Genomic DNA, 19,253 nt, shown 5'->3' with positions numbered 1-19,253 from the left:
CCATAAATCCGGTATTGGTGCTCGTCGCGCCCTCGAGCGGCTCATTCGCGAGCGCGTGCATGCACGCCCAGGCCAGGTCGCCGTGGCTCGCCTCATCGGCGTGTTGAAGGCGGTGCTGAACGGGGCCGTCGAGTGGGAATGGTTGGACCGGGTGCCGGTCACGAAGCGCGCGAAAGTCGTGCAGAAGCGGATCCGCTGGCTGACCCAGGCTGAAGCCGAACGTCTGCTCGCCGAGTTGCCCGAGCACCTGGCCGACATGGCGCGTTTCGCGCTCGAGACAGGGCTGCGTCGCTCGAACGTGACCGGATTGCAGTGGTCGCAGGTCGACATCGTGCGACGCGTCGCCTGGATCCACCCGGACCAGGCGAAAGCGAAGAAGGCCATCACGGTGCCGTTGTCCGATACAGCGATCGCCGTGCTTCTGCGCCAGCGCGGGAAGAGGCGAGCGCCCGAGTTCGTCGACAGCGTGTTCGTCTATCACGGCCGGCCGGTGTATCAGACCGTGACCGAAGCCTGGCGAAAGGCGTTGAAGCGTGCCCGTATCAGCGATTTCCGCTGGCACGACCTGCGCCACACCTGGGCGAGTTGGCACGTGCAACGCGGCACGCCGCTGCAGGTGTTGAAGGAGCTGGGCGGCTGGGAAACGCTGGAAATGGTGCAGCGGTACGCGCACCTGTCAGCCGATCACCTGGCGCATTGGGTCACGCCGCTGACGGCCGAGCCGGCACCGGTGCTAGCTGCAATTTAGCTGCAATGAGTCTGTCCGACGAAGGGAGGAAACCGCTGAGAGCCTTGATAGGCTTGGCGCGCCCGGCTGGGATCGAACCAGCAACCCCTGCCTTCGGAGGGCAGTACTCTATCCATTGAGCTACGGGCGCGTGAGACAGTGAAGCGACCCCATATACAGGCCGCCCACGATTGGCAAGACGGCAAGGATACCCGGTTTCCCGAGAAGCGTCCACCTTGCCCGTCGAATCGCCGCAGGACGGCCCTGCGTGCGGGTAAACACGCGCCATCGCGCCGCTCGCCGTGATGTAAACGTTCCGTCTATAATCGTCCGTGCTTCATTGGACTGCCATTTTGCCGTTGCACCGCGCTCACAATTCCTATTCACGGAGACGAGGCAAGCATGAGCGAAGCACCCCACGAATCTCCCGTCAAAACCCCCGGGCAGCTGATTGCCGTCATCATCGCGTCGTTCGCGATTCCGATCGTCCTGATCATCCTGTTCGCCAATTACGCGAACCATGCATTCCGTTCCGGCGCCGGCACCGACGCGCTATCCGACCAGCAGGTCGCCGCCCGTATCGCGCCGATCGCGAAGGTCGACGTGAAGGACGCCAACGCGCCCCGCACGTACAAGACCGGCGAGGAAGTCTACAAGGCCGTTTGCGTGACCTGCCACGGCACCGGCGCCGCCGGCGCGCCGAAGTTCGGCAACAAGGACGACTGGGCGCCGCGCATCTCGCAAGGCTTCGACACGCTGCTGAAGACGGCCCTCGCGGGCAAGGGCGCGATGCCGGCGCGCGGCGGCACGAGCCCCGACGACGTCAGCGACTATGAAATCGCCCGCGCGATCGTCTACATGGCGAACAACGACGGCGCGAACTTCCCCGAACCGGCCGCGCCGGCCGCCAACGCGGCGCAGCCCGCCAGCGGCGCGCCCGCGTCGGGCGCCGACGCATCGAACGCGCAGGCCGCCGCGGCCATGGCCGCGATCGCCGCGATCCCGAAGGCCGGCGAAAAGCCCGCGGCCGCCCCGGCCGGCGCCGATGCGGCAACGGCCGGCAAGGCGCTGTACGCGTCGACCTGCCAGGCCTGCCATGCGGCCGGCGTGCTCGGCGCACCGAAGTTCGGCAGCAAGGAAGACTGGGCGCCGCGCCTGAAGGAATCGATGGATACGGTCTACAACTACGCGCTGCACGGCAAGGGCGCGATGCCGCCGAAGGGCGGGTCGAACGCGTCGGATGCCGACGTGAAGGCGGCCGTCGACTACATGGTCAACGCGGCGAAGTAACGCGCCCGCACGGCCGTCCGTAAAAAACCCCCGCGACGCACGCGCATCGCGGGGGTTTCGTTTTGGGGTTGCCGGTTCGGCGCGCCATCGTGCTCGCGGCAGCGCCGCCGCGTCACTTCTGCAGCAATGCCTTCAGGCTCGCGAGCCGGTCCTTCGGCGACATCGGCGCTTCTTCCGGCGTCGGCGGCGGCGCTTCGTCGAGCCCCATCTCCGGGATGAAGCGCGACGGTTCGCACACGACCGTCTCGCGCGCCCGCTTGCGCTTCTTGCACCAGTTCAGGTGCAGGCTGCGCTGCGCACGCGTGATCGCGACGTACATCAGCCGGCGCTCCTCCTCGATCCGCTCGTTGTCGATCGGGCCGTCGTCCTCGCTGCCGCCGCGGTGCGGCATGATGCCTTCCTCGACGCCGACCAGGAACACGTGCGGATACTCGAGCCCCTTCGACGCATGGACGGTCGACAGCCGCACGGCGTCCGGATCCTCGTCCTTGCCTTCGAGCATCGACATCAGCGCGACGGTCTGGATCAGCCCGAGCAGGTTCTTGCCCGTATCGGCGAGCCCGTCCGCGTTGTGGAAGCCGTCGGCCTCGCCGTCGACGGCCTCCGTCTCGGGCTTGGTGCCCTTGCGCTTCAGCCATTCGAGGAATTCGAGCACGTTCTGCCACTTCGACTGCGCCTGCCGCTCGTCGAACGCGTCGTACAGGTACGCCTCGTAGTGGATCGCCTCCATCATGTCGTCGAGCACGACGGTCGCGGGCTCCTTGTCCGCGCGCTCGGTCAGGCGCTGGATGAAGTCGCAGAACATCCGCAGCGGCTCGACCTGGCGCGCCGACAGCCGCGCCTCGATGCCGCCCATGTACACGGCCTCGAACAGCGACACCTTCGCCTGCCCCGCGAACGAGCCGAGCGCCTCGAGTGTCGTGTTGCCGATGCCGCGGCGCGGCGTGGTGACGGCGCGGATGAACGCGGGATCGTCGTCGGCGTTCGCGATCAGCCGCAGGTACGCGCACAGATCCTTGATCTCGGCCTTGTCGAAGAACGACTGGCCGCCCGACAGCACGTACGGGATCCGCTCGCGCCGCAGCACCTGCTCGAAGATGCGTGCCTGGAAGTTGCCGCGATACAGGATCGCGTAGTCGCGGAACTGCGCGCGCCGCTCGAACTTGTGCGCGGACAGCCGGAACACGACCGATTCGGCCTCGTGCTCCTCGTCGTTGCACGCCGTGACGGTGATCGAGTCGCCCATCCCGTGCTCGGACCACAGCTTCTTCTCGAACAGCTTCGGGTTGTTCGCGATCACGTTGTTCGCGGCGGTCAGGATCCGCACCGTCGACCGGTAGTTCTGCTCGAGCTTGATCACGTGCAGTTTCGGGAAATCCTTGCCCAGCTGCGCGAGGTTCTCGAGCGTCGCGCCGCGCCAGCCGTAGATCGCCTGATCGTCGTCGCCGACCGCCGTGAACGCGGCGCGCGGGCCCGCGAGCTGCTTCAGCAACTCGTACTGGCACGCATTGGTGTCCTGGTACTCGTCGATCAGCAGGTAGCGCAGCTTGTTCTGCCAGCGGTCGCGCACCTGCTCGTTCTTCGCGAACAGCTCGGCGGGCAGGCGGATCAGGTCGTCGAAGTCGACCGCCTGGTACGCATGCAGCGTCGCCACGTAGTTGCGGTAGACCAGCGCGGCCTGGTGCTCGTCCTCGTTGGCCGCGATCGCCATCGCCTCGTCGGGCATGATCAGGCCGTTCTTCCACAGCGAGATGATGCTCTGGATCTTGCGGATCAGCCCCTTGTCGGTCGTGCCGAGCTGCTCCTGGATCATCCCGAAGCAGTCGTCCGAATCCATGATCGAGAACTGCGGCTTCAGGCCGACGTGCTCGGCCTCCTGGCGCAGGATCTGCACGCCCAGCGAGTGGAACGTGCAGACGGTGAGCTGGTTGACGGGCACCTTGCGGCCTTCCTTGCCGGGCGTGGTGAGCGTCTTGCCTTCCAGCAGCTTCGACACGCGCTCGCGCATTTCGGCGGCCGCCTTGTTCGTGAACGTGACGGCGGCGATATGGCGCGGCTCGAAGCCTTTCGCTTCGATCAGGTGCGCGATCTTCTGCGTGATCACGCGAGTCTTGCCGCTGCCCGCGCCGGCGAGCACGAGACAGGGACCGTCGAGGTAGCGCACCGCTTCATTCTGAGCGGGATTGAGGCCTGCGGACATGATGGCGGATGGTGTTGCTGGTTGACGGCGGAATGCCGGGAGGATGCCGTACGCGACAGGCTGGCGAAGCAGGCGGACACGCGGGCAGGACGCGCATGTTAACACGTCGGCGGCGCGTGTTTCGGGCGCGCGGCCGGACGGGCGCGCGCAGGCTTGCCGGGCGGGCGCCCCCTGTCCGTTCGGCGGGGTCGTGCCTGTCCGCTCGGCCAATCTGGCCCCGTCCGCGCGGCGATCGGACACAATACGCACTCCCCCGGCACCACCCGCGCCGGCCCGCTTCAATTCGCCTGAACCGTCACCGGATCGACCTCATGGGATACCCGTTCGCCATCGCCGCCCTCGGCCCGCTGCTGTTCGCGCAGGGGCGCTACGTGCGCCGCGTCACGCCGCGGCTGCCCGAGGCGGCCGGCCCGCGCGACGGCGTCGCCGGCGGCGGCCCGCCGCTGAGCGTGCTGGCGGCCGGCGATTCGGCCGCCGCGGCTTGCCGCGCGGCGCGCGGCGCAGAAAGCCGCGAGCGGAGCCGAGGGCCGAAAGCCGAAAGCTGAAAGCCGGATAGTCGCGCGCATGGCGCCCGGTCCCGCGCAAACGCCCGCACCCCTTGCGCAGTTGCCGCATCGCCTCGCGCGTTTCGCCCGACGCGTCTGTGCAAGCCGCGGCGCCATGCCAAAATAGCCGGTCGTCTTCGCGCCGCTCCGGCGCGCCATCCTTTAGTTTCCTTCGCAGCCAGGAATTGCCATGTCGTCATTGCTCAGGATTGGTTTGATGGGTTTCGGTTTCGCCGGCGCGACGTTCCACGCGCCCGTGATCGCCACGAGCGGCCGCACTGAAGTCGCCGCGATCGCGACGGGTCAGTCCGATCGCGCGCACGCCGCTTATCCGGGCGCGCGCATCGTCCCCGATCTCGACACGCTGCTCGGCCTCGACGATATCGAGTGCGTGGTGATCGCCACGCCGAACGACACGCACTTCACGCTCGCACGCCAGGTGCTCGAAGCGGGCCGCCACGTGGTCGTCGACAAGCCGGTCACGCTCACCGCCGACGAGGCGCTCGCGCTCGCGCGGCTCGCGAACGCGCGCAGCCGGCTGTTCGCGCCGTTCCACAACCGCCGCTGGGACGGCGATTTCCTCACCGTGCGCCGCGTCGTCGAATCGGGCGAGTTGGGCCGCGTCACCTACTTCGCGTCGCACTTCGACCGCTTCCGGCCGACGCCGCGCACGCGCTGGCGCGAGGAGCCGGCCCGCGGCGGCGGCCTGCTGCTCGACCTCGGCCCGCACCTGATCGACCAGGCGCTCGCGCTGTTCGGCACACCGGACACGGTGAGCGCCACCGTCAAGACGCGCCGCGACAACGGCACGGCGCCCGATTTCGTGCACCTGCTGCTCGGCTATCCGGACAAGGACGTCGCGCTGCATGCAAGCGCGCTGTCGGCGATCGAGCCCGCGCGGTTCACGCTGCACGGCACGCGCGGCAGCTATCAGAAGTTCGGGCTCGACACGCAGGAAGACCAGCTCAAGGCCGGCCTCACCGCGGACGACGTCGAATTCGGCGGCGGCAACCCGCCCGGCCTGCTGCGCGTGCTCGACGGCGACCTTGAAGTCGAACGTCCGGTACCGACGCTCGACGGCCAGTACGCGGAGTTCTACCGCGCGCTCGCCGCGTCGATCCGCGACGGCGCGCCGTTCCCCGTCACCGCGCAGGACGCGGTCGACGTGATGACGATCATCGAGCTCGCCGCGCAGAGCGAACACGACGGCCGCCGGGTGCCGTTCGTGCGCCGTACCGTCTGATGGCCGCCGGCCGGGTCGGTGTCGGCCCGGCCGCCCACCGCGCCACGCCGCCCCGCGTCGGCGGCGGCGCCGGGTCTGCCGCCACACCGACCGCCGGCCGGCCCGGCCCAGCCCAGCCCAGCCCAGCCCAGCCCAGCCCAGCCCAGCCCAGCCCAGCCCAGCCCAGCCCAGCCCCCAACATTCCGTTACAAATGGTGCGGGAACGAAAGTCAGGGGTCGTCCGGTCTGACGCGTTTCTCAAAAAGTCGATTCGACACTTATCCGTCAGGAGAATGTGATGCAACGGTTGATTCGCGCAGCGGCATGCTGCGCCCTGGTTTCCTCGCTCGCGGCGTGTATCGTGCAGCCGCAGCGACCGGCCCGGCAGGCGCCTCCGCCACCGCGACCGAATCCGCAGGTCGTCGCGAACGACCGCATGCAGGAGGTCCAGGGCCGGATCGACAATCTGCATCGCCGCATCGACGCGCGCGTGAACGGCGGCTACTACCCGCCGCCGTACGGCGCGCAGCTTCACCACCGCCTCGACGTGATCCGCCAGGAAGCGAACGACATGTCGGCCCAGCACAACGGCGGCCTGTCCGGCGACGAGCAGCGGGTGCTGAACCAGGAACTCGACACGGCCGCGCGCGCGATCGGCGAGTAACGCGCCCGGCGCCTGCCGGGGCGGATGAAGCGGCGGCGCCGGCCGCCGCCGCTTGTCGCGAAGCGACATTCTTTTGCTCAAATTGACAATGCCGACCCGCTCGCGTACAGTCGCCCGCACGCGTCGGGAGAGCGTGTGACCGGGTCGTTCCGACACCGGTTGCGCCGCCGAAGGGGCACACCCGCAAACTCTCAGGCAAAAGGACCGACCGCGTCGGGGAATCGCGTCCGCGCACTGCGCGCACGACGCTCCCCGCACTCTGGAGAGCGGCAGTAGCCCGCAGCGCATTGGCTGCGCGGGCAAGCTGCCCACCGAAGGGGCGCGCGTTCGCCGGGCTTTGCCCGCAGCGCAATCTCTCAGGTATCGAGGACAGAGGGGCATGTAACGGATCGCTCGAGGCCATCGGCCGCGGCGGTCGGCACATGGCCGTTCTGATCCGCGCGCAAGCGCCTTGCCTGAGGCCTCGATGACTGCACTGAATCACACCCCGCTCAACGCCGCGCACCGCGCGCTCAATGCCCGCATGGTCGACTTCGGCGGCTGGGACATGCCCGTCAACTACGGCTCGCAGATCGAAGAACACGCTGCCGTGCGCACCGACGCCGGCATGTTCGACGTATCGCACATGTGCGTCGTCGATTTCACCGGCAGCCGCGTGCGCGCGTTCTTCGAGCATGCGATCGCGAACCACGTCGGCAAGCTCAAGACGCCCGGCAAGGCGCTCTACTCGTGCCTGCTCAACCCGCAGGGCGGCGTCATCGACGATCTGATCGTCTACTACTTCACCGAAGAATTCTTCCGCGTGGTCGTCAACGCCGGCACCGCCGAGAAAGACATCGCGTGGTTCAACCAGCTGAACGAGCAAGGCGGCTACGGCCTGACGATCGCGCCGCGCCGCGATTTCGCGATCGTCGCCGTCCAGGGTCCGAACGCCCGGGAAAAGGTCTGGGCGACGGTGCCCGCCGCGCGCGCCGCCACCAGCGAGCTCAAGCCGTTCAACGCCGCGCAGGTCGCCGGCACGCCGTTCGGCGATCTCACCGTTGCACGCACCGGCTACACCGGCGAAGACGGCTTCGAAGTGATCGTCCCGGCCGTGCACGTCGTCGCGCTGTGGGATGCGCTGCGGCAAAACGGCGTGCGTCCGTGCGGGCTCGGCGCGCGCGACACGCTGCGTCTCGAGGCGGGCATGAACCTGTACGGCCAGGACATGGACGACACCGTCTCCCCGCTCGACGCGGGCCTCGCGTGGACGGTCGACCTCACCGCGCCGCGCGACTTCGTCGGCCGCGCCGCGCTGGAAGCCAACGGCACGCGCGCCGCGTTCGTCGGCCTGATCCTGCAGAAGGAGAACGGCAAGGCGGGCGGCGTGCTGCGCGCGCACCAGAAGGTCGTCACGCCGCACGGCGAAGGCGAGATCACGAGCGGCACGTTCTCGCCGTCGATGCAGGAATCGATCGCGTTCGCGCGCGTGCCGACGGCCGTCCAGATCGGCGACACCGTCCAGGTGCAAATTCGAGACAAGAATCTTCCCGCGCGCGTGGTAAAACTGCCGTTCGTGCGCAACGGCAAGGTCCTCGCTGCGTAACGACCGGGAGGCGGCCGGCGCCGCCTCCCGGCCTGCCGGGAGATGGCGCCCGGCGCAACCCCATCCGGCGCACCATGGCGGCGCGCCAGCAAAACGAACACACCCTTTTATCCAGGAGCATCCGATGAGCAACGTCCCGGCCGATCTGAAGTACACCGACGAACACGAGTGGATCCGCACCGAGGCGGACGGCACGCTGACGGTCGGCATCACCGATCACGCGCAGAGCACGCTCGGCGACATCGTCTTCCTCGAGCTGCCCGAAGTCGGCAAGTCGGTGACCGCGGGCGACGCCGTCGGCGTCGTCGAATCGGTGAAGGCGGCATCCGATATCTACTCGCCGGTGTCCGGCGAGATCGTCGCCGTCAACGAAGCCGCCACCGATGCGCCGGAAGAAGTGAACGGCGACGCATACGGCGTGTGGCTGTTCAAGATCAAGCTCGCGGCCGGCGCGTCGACCGACAAGCTGATCGACGCCGACGCGTACAGCAAGCTGATCGACTAATTTTCCTTACCCGAACCGCGCGCGGCCGGGCAGCCGGCCCGCGCGGGACCAGAGTCACGCCATGAAGCTCGAACACCCGGACCGCCTGATGAACCGCACGCCCCTCTCGCTCGCCGCGCTCGAAACGCACGACGCGTTCGCAGAACGCCACATCGGCCCCGACGCCGCCAGCCAGCAGGCCATGCTCGACACGCTCGGCTTCGCGTCGCGCGCCGCGCTGATCGACGCCGTGATCCCGGCCTCGATCCGCCGCGCCGAAACGCTGCCGCTCGGCCCGTTCGCGCAGCCGAAGAGCGAGGCCGAAGCACTCGCCGCGCTGCGTGCGCTCGCGGACAAGAACCAGGTGTTCCGCTCGTATATCGGCCAGGGCTATCACGACACGCATACGCCGGCCGTGATCCTGCGCAACGTGCTCGAAAACCCGGCGTGGTACACGGCCTACACGCCGTACCAGCCCGAAATTTCCCAGGGCCGCCTCGAGGCGCTCCTGAACTTCCAGCAGATGGTCGCCGACCTGACGGGTCTCGCGATCTCGAACGCATCGCTGCTCGACGAAGCCACCGCCGCGGCCGAAGCGATGACGCTGCTGCAGCGCACCGGCAAGCCGAAGTCGAACGTGTTCTACGTGGCCGACGACGTGCTGCCGCAAACCCTTGAAGTGATCCGTACGCGCGCGCTGCCGATCGGCATCGACGTGAAGACGGGCCCGGCCGCCGACGCCGCACAGGCGAACGCATTCGGCGTGCTGCTGCAGTACCCGGGCGTGAACGGCGACGTGCGCGACTACCGCGCGCTCACCGAAGCGATCCACGCGGCCGGCGGCCACGTGGTCGTCGCGGCCGACCTGCTCGCGCTGACCGTGCTGACGCCGCCCGGCGAATGGGGCGCGGACGTCGCGATCGGCAACACGCAGCGCTTTGGCGTACCGATGGGCTTCGGCGGCCCGCACGCCGCTTACCTGGCCGTGCGCGACGAATTCAAGCGCCAGATGCCGGGCCGCCTCGTCGGCGTGACCGTCGATGCGCAAGGCAAGCCCGCGCTGCGTCTCGCGCTGCAGACGCGCGAACAGCACATCCGCCGCGAGAAGGCGACGTCGAACGTGTGTACCGCGCAGGCGCTGCTCGCGATCATGGCCAGCATGTACGCGGTTTACCACGGCCCGCACGGCCTGAAGACGATCGCACTGCGCGTGAACCGCATCGCGGCGCTGTTCGCCGCCGGCGTGAAGCAGCTCGGCTTCGCGACCGTCAACGACACGTTCTTCGACACGCTGACGATCGATACCGGCGCGCGTACCGCGCAGATTCACGCATTCGCGAAGGCGAAGCGCATCAACCTGCGCCGCGTGAGCGACACGCAAGTCGGCGTATCGGTCGACGAAACGACGACGCGCGACGACCTCGCCGATCTCCTCGACGTGTTCGCGCAGGCCGCGGGCGGCACCGCGCCGGCCGTCGATGCGCTGGACGCGGGCCTCGCCGGCGTCGCCGCGCTGCCGGCCGGCCTCGAGCGCACGAGCGCGTACCTGACGCACCCCGTGTTCAACCGCCACCATTCCGAAACCGAAATGCTGCGCTACCTGCGCAGCCTGTCGGACAAGGATCTCGCGCTCGACCGTTCGATGATCCCGCTCGGCTCGTGCACGATGAAGCTGAACGCGACGTCGGAAATGCTGCCGGTCACGTGGCCCGAGTTCGGCGGCATCCACCCGTTCGCGCCGGCCGAGCAGACCGTCGGCTACCGCGAAATGATCGACCAGCTCGAACAGATGCTCGTCGCGGCCACCGGCTACGCGGCCGTGTCGCTGCAGCCGAACGCGGGCTCGCAGGGCGAGTACGCGGGCCTGTTGATCATTCACGCGTACCACGCATCGCGCGGCGAAGGCCATCGCGACGTGTGCCTGATTCCCGCATCCGCGCACGGCACGAACCCGGCGTCCGCGCACATGGCCGGCATGAAGGTCGTGGTCGTCGCCTGCGACGCGCAGGGCAACGTCGACATCGCCGACCTGAAGGCGAAGGCCGAGCAGCATTCGGCGAACCTCGCGGCGATCATGATCACGTATCCGTCGACGCATGGCGTGTTCGAGCAGAACGTCCGCGAGATCTGCGAGATCGTCCACGCGCACGGCGGCCAGGTGTACGTCGACGGCGCGAACATGAACGCGATGGTCGGCCTGACCGCGCCGGGCCAGTTCGGCGGCGACGTGTCGCACCTGAACCTGCACAAGACCTTCTGCATCCCGCACGGCGGCGGCGGCCCGGGTGTCGGCCCGGTCGCGGTCGGCGCGCACCTCGCGAAGTTCCTGCCGAACCAGCGCTCGACCGGCTACGCGCGGGCGGAAGACGGCATCGGCGCGGTGTCGGCCGCGCCGTACGGCTCGGCGTCGATCCTGCCGATCTCGTGGATGTACATCGCGATGATGGGCGCGAAGAACCTGACCGCCGCGACCGAAACCGCGATCCTCAACGCGAACTACATCGCGAAGCGCCTCGCGCCGCACTATCCGGTGCTGTATTCGGGCCCGGGCGGGCTGGTCGCGCACGAGTGCATTCTCGATCTGCGTCCGATCAAGGAAACGAGCGGCATCAGCGTCGACGACGTCGCGAAACGCTTGATGGACTACGGCTTCCACGCGCCGACGATGAGCTTCCCGGTGCCGGGCACGCTGATGGTCGAGCCGACCGAATCGGAATCGCAGGAAGAACTCGACCGCTTCATCGCCGCGATGATCGCGATCCGCGAGGAAATCCGCGCGGTCGAGGAAGGCCGGGCCGATCGCGAGGACAACCCGCTGCGTCACGCGCCGCACACGGCGGCCGTCGTCACCGCGAACGAATGGCCGCACGCATACTCGCGCGAGCAGGCCGCGTACCCGGTCGCGTCGCTCGGCACGAACAAGTACTGGCCGCCGGTCGGCCGCGCGGACAACGCGTACGGCGACCGCAACCTGTTCTGCTCGTGCGTGCCGATGTCGGATTACGCATAACGCCCGTCCCGCACCGGAGCGTCCGACCGTGCCCCCACCGCACGCAGCCGCCGGTTGCGTGCGGTTTTTACGTTCGCCGCCCGGCCAACCGTTTCACGCTCGCCCGCCAATCCGGCTAACATCACACGCGATCCAGCCAATGAAGGAGTTCCGCATGGTGCGTCCGATGTTTCCGGGCCAAGGTGCAGCGGCGCGGCGGCCGCGCCCGCGCGCAGGCCGCTACGTGCCGATGCTCGTCGCCGCGCTGTCGCTGGCCGCTGCCGGCCTCGGCATGTCCGGCAGTGCGCGCGCGGCGATGAATTTCTGCGCGGCGCCGGCGCTGCAGTCGAGCGAGACGACGCACGCCGAGCCAGGCGTGCAGGCGCTGATTCGCAGCGTCGACGCGCGTATCGGCGAGCAGCCGAAGGCGATGGCGCGCGTGCACACCGAGGGCACGCTGCCGCATGAAGGCATCTACGACCAGAGCGAAGCCGCGCTCAAGGACATGGACCTGATGCGCGATGCGGCGCTCGCGTGGCGCGTGACGAACGCGCCGCGCTACCTGCTACTCGTCGACCGCTTCCTGTCCGCGTGGGTCTCGACCTACCAGCCGAGCTTCAACCCGATCGACGAGACGCGCTTCGACAGCCTGATCGTCGCGTACGACATGACCGCGAGCGCGCTGCCGGTGAAGACGCGCAACGCGACGGCAGCGTTCATCGCGAAGCTCGGCGCCGGCTATGTCGCGCAGGTCGACGCGCAGAAGCGCCCGCTCACCGGCACCTGGCGCAACAACTGGCAGAGCCACCGGATCAAGCTGATCGCGCTGTCCGCGTTCACGCTCGGCGACCGCAAGATGATGAACGCCGCGCAGCGGCTGTTCGTCGAGCATCTCGCCGACAACATCGGCCCGGACGGCAAGACCTGGGATTTCGAGGAACGCGACGCGCTGCATTACGCGGTCTACGATCTGCAGCCGCTGGTGACGGCCGCACTCGCCGCGCGCCGCTTCAACCGCAACTGGCTGCGCGAGCGCGGCGCGAACGGCGCGACGCTCGCGGCCGCGCTCGACTGGCTCGTGCCGTACGCGCTCGGCGAGAAAACCCACGAGGAATTCGTGAATTCGCCGGTGCCGTTCGACGCGAAGCGCCGCGAGGCCGGCTTGCCGGGCTACACGGGGCAGTGGGACCCGAAAAACGCCACCGAACTCTTTCATCTGGCCGCGCGGCTCGACGGGCGCTACGCCCGCGTCGCGCAGCAGCTTTCCCCAACGCCGCCCGCATGGCTCGCCGCGTGCCTGCCATTGCAGGCGCGCTAGCACCATTCTTACAGCAAGGCAGGTATCGAAATGGCAGTCAGCGTGTTTGACCTCTTCAAGATCGGCATCGGTCCGTCCAGTTCGCACACGGTGGGACCGATGCGCGCGGCGCTGATGTTCGTCCAGGGCCTCGAGCGCGACGGGCTGCTCGACGCGACGGCCCACGTGAAGGTCGAGCTGTACGGCTCGCTGGGCGCCACCGGCAAGGGCCACGGCACCGACCGCGGCGTGATGCTCGGCCTGCTCGGCGACGCGCCCGACACCGTCGATCCCGACACGATCGACGCGCGGCTCGACGATGTCCGCAAGACGAAGCAACTCGCGCTGCTCGGCACGCATCCGGTGCCGTTCGTGCTGAAGGAGAACATCGCGTTTTACCGCCAGGCGCTGCCCGAACACCCGAACGCGATGAAGCTGCGCGCGAGCGACGCGAACGGCGCGGTGCTGGTCGAGCGCACCTACCTGTCGGTCGGCGGCGGCTTCGTCGTGACGGCCGGCGCCCCGAACACCAAGGTGCTGAGCGCGGCCGAGCAGATGACGCACCCGTTCCGCACCGGCGCGGAGTTGCTCGCGCTGACCGCGTCGACCGGCAAGTCGATCGCGCAGCTGATGTGGGAAAACGAGCGCGCGTGGCACACCGACGAAGAAACGCGCGACGGGCTGCTGAAGATCTGGGCCGTGATGCAGTCGTGCGTGTCGCGCGGCTGCGGGATCGGCAATCCCGACGCCGACGGCAACCTGCCCGGCCCGTTCCAGGTCAAGCGCCGCGCGCCGCAGCTGTACCGCACGCTGACGGGCAGCCCGGAGCGCGCGCTGCAGGACCCGCTGTCGATGATCGACTGGATCAACCTGTACGCGATCGCGGTCAACGAGGAAAACGCGGCCGGCGGCCGCGTCGTCACCGCGCCGACCAACGGCGCGGCCGGCATCATCCCGGCCGTGCTGCACTACTACACACGCTTCACGCCCGGCGCGAACGAACAGGGCGTGATCGACTTCCTGCTGACGGCCGCCGCGATCGGCATCCTTTACAAGCTCAACGCATCGATCTCGGGCGCGGAAGTAGGCTGCCAGGGTGAAGTGGGCGTGGCCTGCTCGATGGCGGCCGGCGCGCTCGCGGCCGTGCTCGGCGGCACGCCGCAGCAGGTCGAGAACGCGGCCGAGATCGGGATGGAACACAACCTCGGCCTGACCTGCGACCCGGTCGGCGGGATGGTGCAGATCCCGTGCATCGAGCGCAACGCGATGGCGTCGGTGAAGGCCGTCAACGCGGCGCGCATGGCGCTGCGCGGCGACGGCTCGCACTACGTGTCGCTCGACTCCGTGATCAAGACCATGCGCGAGACGGGCGCCGACATGAAGACCAAGTACAAGGAAACGTCGCGCGGCGGGCTGGCGGTGAATATCGTCGAGTGCTGATGTCCGGCCCGGCGGTGGCGCGGGGTGGATCGATACCCCGCATTGCCGCCGGGCATGGCGCCCGACGCTAGTCGTTCAGCCAGTTCTCCAGTCGCAACCCCGGATAGCTGACGAAATCCCGCTCGTTGTTGGTGACGAGGACGACATCGAGCGACACCGCATGCGCGGCGATCAATTTGTCGAGGTGATCCTTCTTCCGCTCGCGAGTCGCCTCCCGGATCGGACCATACGCTTGCGCTGCCGGGGCGTCGAAAGGCGCGACGGGAATGTCCTCGATCAATGCGGCGAGATTGCGGCGCTCCCGGGTGGGGCTCGCACATGCGGTCACGCCGTACTCGAGTTCCGCATAGGTGATCGCCGACATGACGACGTCGCCCGTGTAGCACTGCGCAAATCGTCTCGCGACCTGCTCCGGCTGATTTTTCATCAGATAGATGCACATGTTGGTGTCGAGCATGAAGCGCGGCATCACAAACCCTCGCGTTCGGCCTGCTCCTGGTCGCCGCGTCCTTCTGTCATGAAGTCCGGCCCGAATTTCGCGAACTTCTCCAGTACCTGAGTCAAAGGCCGCCGCATCGGCCGAATGCGGATTTCGTCACCGACGCGCTCGATTTCCAGTTCGATATCGCTGCGCTCATAGGCAAGGTCCGCAGGAATACGCACGGCCTGCGAGTTGCCGTTCCTGAATACCCTCGTGGTATGCATGTCGATCTCCGATCGGATGTACATTGTATGTACATTATCCGATGCGGGCCGAGATGTAAATCCATGTGTGTACATAACAGGTACTCCTTCGGCTGACGCGCCGGCAATGAATACGCACATCACGGCCACTGCCGCCGCGCATGCAGCACGCGGAGAATCTCCACGATGCCCTCGGCCGGCCGGAGGCGATAGACGAGCACATAGTTCGGCGCGATCACCAGCTCGCGCGTGCCGGCCACCCGCCCTTGCCGATACAACTCGGTATGGGCCGGTAGCGCCGCCGCCCTTTCTTCCAGCAGTTCGTCGAGTTCGAGCGCGACCAGCGGGTCGTCCTCGGCGATGTATTCCATGATCGCGGCGCGATCCTCGTACGCCTTCGGATTCCAGTGCAACGCGAGGGTCAAGAAGCATCCCCGCGCTTGCCCGCAAGCCGCTCACGCAACGCCGCACGGCGCGATGCGAAGTCGGCGCTGACTTCGGCGTCCGGAATCGACGCACGCGGGTCATCCAGCGCCTGCTGCACCTGCTCGCGAAACCAGCGATCGTGAGCCACCGCCTCGTGTGCCGCCTTCAACGCCGCCGCACGATCGGGTCGGGTCGCCCGCCCGGCCGCGTCCGGGTCGAATGCCGACGCATCCACATCGAACCGGTTGATGCCAATGTCGCGCAGAAAGCCGACCAGCGTTTCAAAACGGCGAAACACCCGCACGTCGCCGCGCTTGGCCGACAGGAAGCGCTCGTGCGCGCCGCACCGGGCCGACAGCGCCCAGCCGTTGCCGCAACCGACCACGCGGGCCGCACGCACCGCGCCGGCTTCGATCAGCTCCGTCAGCGTCTTTTGATCGATCGTTTCGGTCGTCATGGCTCTCGCCCCTTCTCCACTCGTTCGCTGAAATTTTACTATTGAACGGCACCCCACTTTATTGTTATTTGGGATGCCCTCTTTTCGGATCGAGACAAGCGCCAGCCCGCCATCCATAGCGCTCACTTTCCGTCTTCGCACAAGCATGCACAAGCTGGCCGGATGGCCAACCGAAGCCAGCACGCAATCCCCGAACCGCCCAGCGTTCCGACACTTTTCAGCCGCCGTCGCACCGGCCCGCAGCCAACCGGCGTAAGCTGTACGTCCCGCTACCCAGGGAGACGGCAGCCCATGTCGCATTCCAAGGATCTCGAGCCGCGCGCCACCACCGGTGCGCGACTGCTCGTCGATGCGTTGCTCGCCAATCACGTGGAACGCGTGTTCTGCGTGCCGGGCGAGAGCTTCCTCGCCGTGCTCGATGCGCTCGCGGACGACACCGCCCGCATCCAGACGGTCGTCTGCCGCCACGAGGCGGCCGCCGCGAACATGGCCGAAGCGGTCGGCAAGCTGACCGGCCGCCCCGGCATCGCGTTCGTCACGCGCGGGCCCGGCGCGACCCATGCGTCGATCGGCGTGCACACCGCGTTCCAGGATTCGACGCCGATGATCCTGTTCGTCGGCCAGTGCGCACGCGAACACCTCGACCGCGAAGCGTTCCAGGAAATCGACTACCGCCGGATGTTCGGCCAGATGGCCAAATGGGTCGCGCAGATCGACGACCCGCGCCGTATCCCCGAATACCTGAGCCACGCGTTCCACGTCGCGACGTCCGGCCGGCCCGGCCCGGTCGTGCTCGCGTTGCCCGAGGACGTGCTGTCCAACGCATGCGCGCCGCAGCCCGTCGTGCCGGCCGCGAAACGCATCGCGGCCGCGCCGTCGGCCGCGCAGCTCGACGAGCTGCGCGAGCGGCTCGCGCGCGCGGAGCGGCCGTTCGCGATCGTCGGCGGCAGCGGCTGGACGCCGGACGCGTGCGCTAACCTGCGCACCTTCGTCGAACGCTGGCAATTGCCGGTCGCATGCGCGTTCCGCTTCCAGGACACGATCGACAACGCGCACCCGAACTACGCGGGCGACGTCGGGCTCGGGATCAACCCCGCGCTCGCGAAACGCATCCGCGACGCCGACCTGCTGCTCGTGATCGGGCCGCGCCTCGGCGAAGCGACGACGGGCGGCTACACGCTGCTCGACATCCCGAAAACGCGCCAGACGCTGATCCACGTGCATCAGGGCGCGGACGAGCTCGGCCGCGTGTACGCCGCCGACCTGCCGATCGTGTCGGGCATGCCCGAGATCGCCGCGCCGCTGGCCGCGCTCGAACCGCCCGAGCGGCCTGCATGGGCCGGCGCGGCCGCCGACGCGCACCGCGCGTACCGCGAATGGCATGCGCCGCTGCCGATGCCCGGCGACGTGCAGCTCGGCGACGTGATGGTGCAGTTGCGCGAGCGCCTGCCGCACGACGCGATCCTGACCAACGGCGCGGGCAACTATGCGATCTGGCTGCATCGCCACTTCGCGTACCGGCATTTCCGCTCGCAGCTCGCGCCGACGAGCGGCGCGATGGGCTACGGGCTGCCGGCCGCGCTCGCCGCGAAATCGCTGTATCCGCAGCGCGCCGTCGTCGCGCTCGCCGGCGACGGCTGCTTCATGATGGCCGGCAACGAGCTCGCGACCGCGATGCAATACGGGCTGAACATCGTCGCGATCGTCGTCAACAACGGCCATTTCGGCACGATCCGCATGCATCAGGAGCGCAATTACCCGGGCCGCGTGCACGGCACGGGGCTCACGAATCCGGATTTCGCCGCATATGCGCGTGCGTTCGGCGCGCATGGCGAGACGGTCGAGCGCACCGCCGATTTCGCGCCCGCGCTCGAACGCGCGCTGACCTGCGGACTGCCCGCGGTGATCGAGATCCGCATCCCGCAAGACGCCAGCACGCCGGCCGCGACGCTCGAGCAGATCCGCGAGCAGGGCCGCCGCGCGCGCGGCGCATGACGATGGTGAACATGCACGCCGCGCCGCCCGTCGCCGCGCCGCCCGTCGCCGCGCCGCCCGTCGCCGCGCCGCCCGTCGCCGCGCTGTCGCACGACGACGCGCTGGCCTGCCCCGGCACGCTGCTCGCGCCCGACGGCACGCTCGTCGCGCCGTACGACCTCGAATACGGCGACGTGCGCGCCGAAGGCTACGTGGCGGCGGCGCCGGCGCTCGGCCTGCTGCACGCCGCGCACCGGCCGTTCCGGCTCGATCACGGCGATAAGCGGCACGTGCACGTGATCAACGGGATGGGTGTCGCGCTCGGCGATTCGGTGATCGGGCTGACGGCCGTCGCCGCGCTGCGTGCGACCCATGCGGATCTCCGCTTCACGCTGTACCGGCCGGCGCGCGCGCCGCGCTACGTCGATGCGCTGTATGCGCTCGCGGCCGACGTGGTCGCGCCGTCACGCGCATTGCCGTGCCCCGCCGACGCGCTGCCCGCCGACGCGCACTGCATCGACGTCGGCAATCACCTGTACTGGCCCGCGTTCGCGCGGCTGCCGATGATCGATTTCTTCCTCGACGCGCTCGGCGTCGATCCAGACGCCGTGCCGGCCGCCGCGAAGCGCAATCGCTGGCTTGCGCGGCTATCGCTGCCCGCGCTGCCGGCCGGGTGGCAGCGGCCGTACGTGCTGTTCTGCCCGAATGCGAGCACCGCGGTGCGCAGCGTGCCGCCCGCGCTGCGCGTCGCGTTCGTGGAACGGCTCGCGCGGCGTTACGGGCTGCCGGTGGTGGGGTTCGGCCCGATCGCGCATCCCGCTTACGTGGATGTGAGCCGCGACGCGACCGACACCGCGCGCTTCATCGCGTGGGTCAAGGGCGCGAGCCTGCTGTTCGCGCCGGACACGGCGGCCGTGCACCTCGCCGACGGTTTCGACGTGCCGACAATCGCATGCTTCACGACGATCGGGCCGGCCTTGCGCGTGCGCGACTATCCGCATTGCGTGCCGGTTACGCTCGACGTGCCGGCCGCGTTGCACGGGCTGCATCGCAGCGAGCGGCCGAACGATCTCGCGGCGGTCGAAGCCGCGTACCGCGCAATCGACTGGGACGCGCTGGCGTGGCCCGCCCCGCGCGACGGGGCAGCGCCAATCATCTGAGCAAAGCGGCGCGGCGCAGGCGCGACGATCGAACCGGCGGCAGCCCGCACGCCGCGCCGGCACCGGTGCCGCTTCGGCTACCCGCCTGATCCCGCCAGGCTTTTACCGG

15 protein-coding genes, 1 tRNA gene, 2 pseudogenes and 2 riboswitches are annotated in these 19,253 nt (G+C 68.7%); of the genes and pseudogenes, 12 read left to right on the top strand and 6 right to left on the bottom strand.

Going from position 1 to position 19,253, the window contains the following annotated elements; genetic code table 11:
* Positions 1-19 precede the first annotated feature (19 nt).
* A pseudogene (locus CFB81_RS00700) lies at positions 20-748 on the top strand (site-specific integrase); the annotation flags it as partial.
* Positions 749-802: 54 nt separating this feature from the next.
* Here CFB81_RS00700 and CFB81_RS00695 read toward each other — a convergent pair.
* Positions 803-878, bottom strand: a tRNA-Arg gene (locus tag CFB81_RS00695).
* A 251-nt stretch (positions 879-1,129) separates the two neighbouring features.
* On the opposite strand from CFB81_RS00695, the gene CFB81_RS00690 reads away from it, so the two are divergent.
* Positions 1,130-2,017: a cytochrome c5 family protein gene (locus tag CFB81_RS00690; RefSeq protein ID WP_089434361.1), complete on the top strand. Its 888-nt coding sequence runs from the start codon at positions 1,130-1,132 to the stop codon at positions 2,015-2,017.
* A 112-nt stretch (positions 2,018-2,129) separates the two neighbouring features.
* Here CFB81_RS00690 and CFB81_RS00685 read toward each other — a convergent pair whose 3' ends face one another.
* Positions 2,130-4,217: a UvrD-helicase domain-containing protein gene (locus CFB81_RS00685; RefSeq protein ID WP_034195655.1), complete on the bottom strand. Its 2,088-nt coding sequence runs from the start codon at positions 4,215-4,217 to the stop codon at positions 2,130-2,132.
* Between the two features lie 311 nt (positions 4,218-4,528).
* Between CFB81_RS00685 and CFB81_RS00680 the strand changes: the two are divergent.
* The 8 genes and pseudogenes from CFB81_RS00680 to CFB81_RS00645 all read left to right on the top strand — a co-directional run.
* Positions 4,529-4,711, top strand: a pseudogene (locus tag CFB81_RS00680) (SGNH/GDSL hydrolase family protein); the annotation flags it as partial.
* A gap of 241 nt (positions 4,712-4,952) precedes the next feature.
* Complete coding sequence (locus CFB81_RS00675; protein ID WP_069618750.1) at positions 4,953-6,005, top strand: oxidoreductase; 1,053 nt, start codon at positions 4,953-4,955, stop codon at positions 6,003-6,005.
* A gap of 277 nt (positions 6,006-6,282) precedes the next feature.
* A complete protein-coding gene (locus CFB81_RS00670; RefSeq protein ID WP_089434360.1) occupies positions 6,283-6,648 on the top strand; it encodes a hypothetical protein in 366 nt (121 codons plus the stop codon).
* A 114-nt stretch (positions 6,649-6,762) separates the two neighbouring features.
* Positions 6,763-6,866: riboswitch (glycine riboswitch) on the top strand.
* Positions 6,867-6,897: 31 nt separating this feature from the next.
* Positions 6,898-7,031: riboswitch (glycine riboswitch) on the top strand.
* An 83-nt stretch (positions 7,032-7,114) separates the two neighbouring features.
* Positions 7,115-8,233 (top strand): glycine cleavage system aminomethyltransferase GcvT, encoded by a 1,119-nt coding sequence (gene gcvT, locus CFB81_RS00665; protein WP_069618751.1) that lies wholly within the window; start codon positions 7,115-7,117, stop codon positions 8,231-8,233.
* A 124-nt stretch (positions 8,234-8,357) separates the two neighbouring features.
* Positions 8,358-8,738 carry a glycine cleavage system protein GcvH gene (gcvH, locus tag CFB81_RS00660; RefSeq protein ID WP_069618752.1) on the top strand — a complete coding sequence of 127 codons (381 nt, stop codon included), beginning with the start codon at positions 8,358-8,360 and terminating at the stop codon, positions 8,736-8,738.
* A gap of 61 nt (positions 8,739-8,799) precedes the next feature.
* The gene (gcvP, locus tag CFB81_RS00655; RefSeq protein ID WP_089434359.1) at positions 8,800-11,727 is read left to right on the top strand and encodes an aminomethyl-transferring glycine dehydrogenase; all 2,928 of its coding nucleotides are present in this window, start codon (positions 8,800-8,802) and stop codon (positions 11,725-11,727) included.
* A 154-nt stretch (positions 11,728-11,881) separates the two neighbouring features.
* A complete protein-coding gene (locus CFB81_RS00650; protein WP_089434430.1) occupies positions 11,882-13,024 on the top strand; it encodes an alginate lyase family protein in 1,143 nt (380 codons plus the stop codon).
* Positions 13,025-13,054: 30 nt separating this feature from the next.
* Positions 13,055-14,443: an L-serine ammonia-lyase gene (locus CFB81_RS00645; RefSeq protein WP_069618755.1), complete on the top strand. Its 1,389-nt coding sequence runs from the start codon at positions 13,055-13,057 to the stop codon at positions 14,441-14,443.
* Between the two features lie 67 nt (positions 14,444-14,510).
* On the opposite strand, the gene CFB81_RS00640 is transcribed toward CFB81_RS00645, so the two are convergent.
* The 4 genes from CFB81_RS00640 to CFB81_RS00625 all read right to left on the bottom strand — a co-directional run bounded on the left by CFB81_RS00640 (position 14,511) and on the right by CFB81_RS00625 (position 16,010).
* Entirely contained in the window at positions 14,511-14,912 is a 402-nt protein-coding gene (locus CFB81_RS00640; protein WP_069618756.1) for a type II toxin-antitoxin system VapC family toxin, read from the bottom strand.
* Entirely contained in the window at positions 14,912-15,148 is a 237-nt protein-coding gene (gene vapB, locus CFB81_RS00635; RefSeq protein WP_069618836.1) for a type II toxin-antitoxin system VapB family antitoxin, read from the bottom strand. The genes CFB81_RS00640 and vapB overlap by 1 nt, the downstream gene beginning before the upstream one ends.
* 119 nt (positions 15,149-15,267) lie before the next feature.
* Positions 15,268-15,552 carry a type II toxin-antitoxin system RelE/ParE family toxin gene (locus CFB81_RS00630; RefSeq protein WP_089434358.1) on the bottom strand — a complete coding sequence of 95 codons (285 nt, stop codon included), beginning with the start codon at positions 15,550-15,552 and terminating at the stop codon, positions 15,268-15,270.
* The gene (locus CFB81_RS00625; protein ID WP_069618758.1) at positions 15,549-16,010 is read right to left on the bottom strand and encodes a hypothetical protein; all 462 of its coding nucleotides are present in this window, start codon (positions 16,008-16,010) and stop codon (positions 15,549-15,551) included. The genes CFB81_RS00630 and CFB81_RS00625 overlap by 4 nt, the downstream gene beginning before the upstream one ends.
* A gap of 291 nt (positions 16,011-16,301) precedes the next feature.
* Here CFB81_RS00625 and CFB81_RS00620 point away from each other — a divergent pair, with 291 nt between their 5' ends.
* Positions 16,302-18,005, top strand: coding sequence for a thiamine pyrophosphate-binding protein (locus CFB81_RS00620; RefSeq protein WP_089434357.1), 1,704 nt, complete (start codon positions 16,302-16,304; stop codon positions 18,003-18,005).
* Between the two features lie 11 nt (positions 18,006-18,016).
* Positions 18,017-19,144, top strand: coding sequence for an ADP-heptose--LPS heptosyltransferase (locus tag CFB81_RS00615; protein WP_089434429.1), 1,128 nt, complete (start codon positions 18,017-18,019; stop codon positions 19,142-19,144).
* Positions 19,145-19,253: the final 109 nt, after the last annotated feature.

The sequence above is a fragment of the Burkholderia sp. AU28863 genome (genome assembly GCF_002223195.1).
Classification (GTDB): domain Bacteria; phylum Pseudomonadota; class Gammaproteobacteria; order Burkholderiales; family Burkholderiaceae; genus Burkholderia; species Burkholderia sola.
Note: the sequence above shows the minus strand (reverse complement) of the source record. Positions and strands in the feature narration are given on the sequence as shown.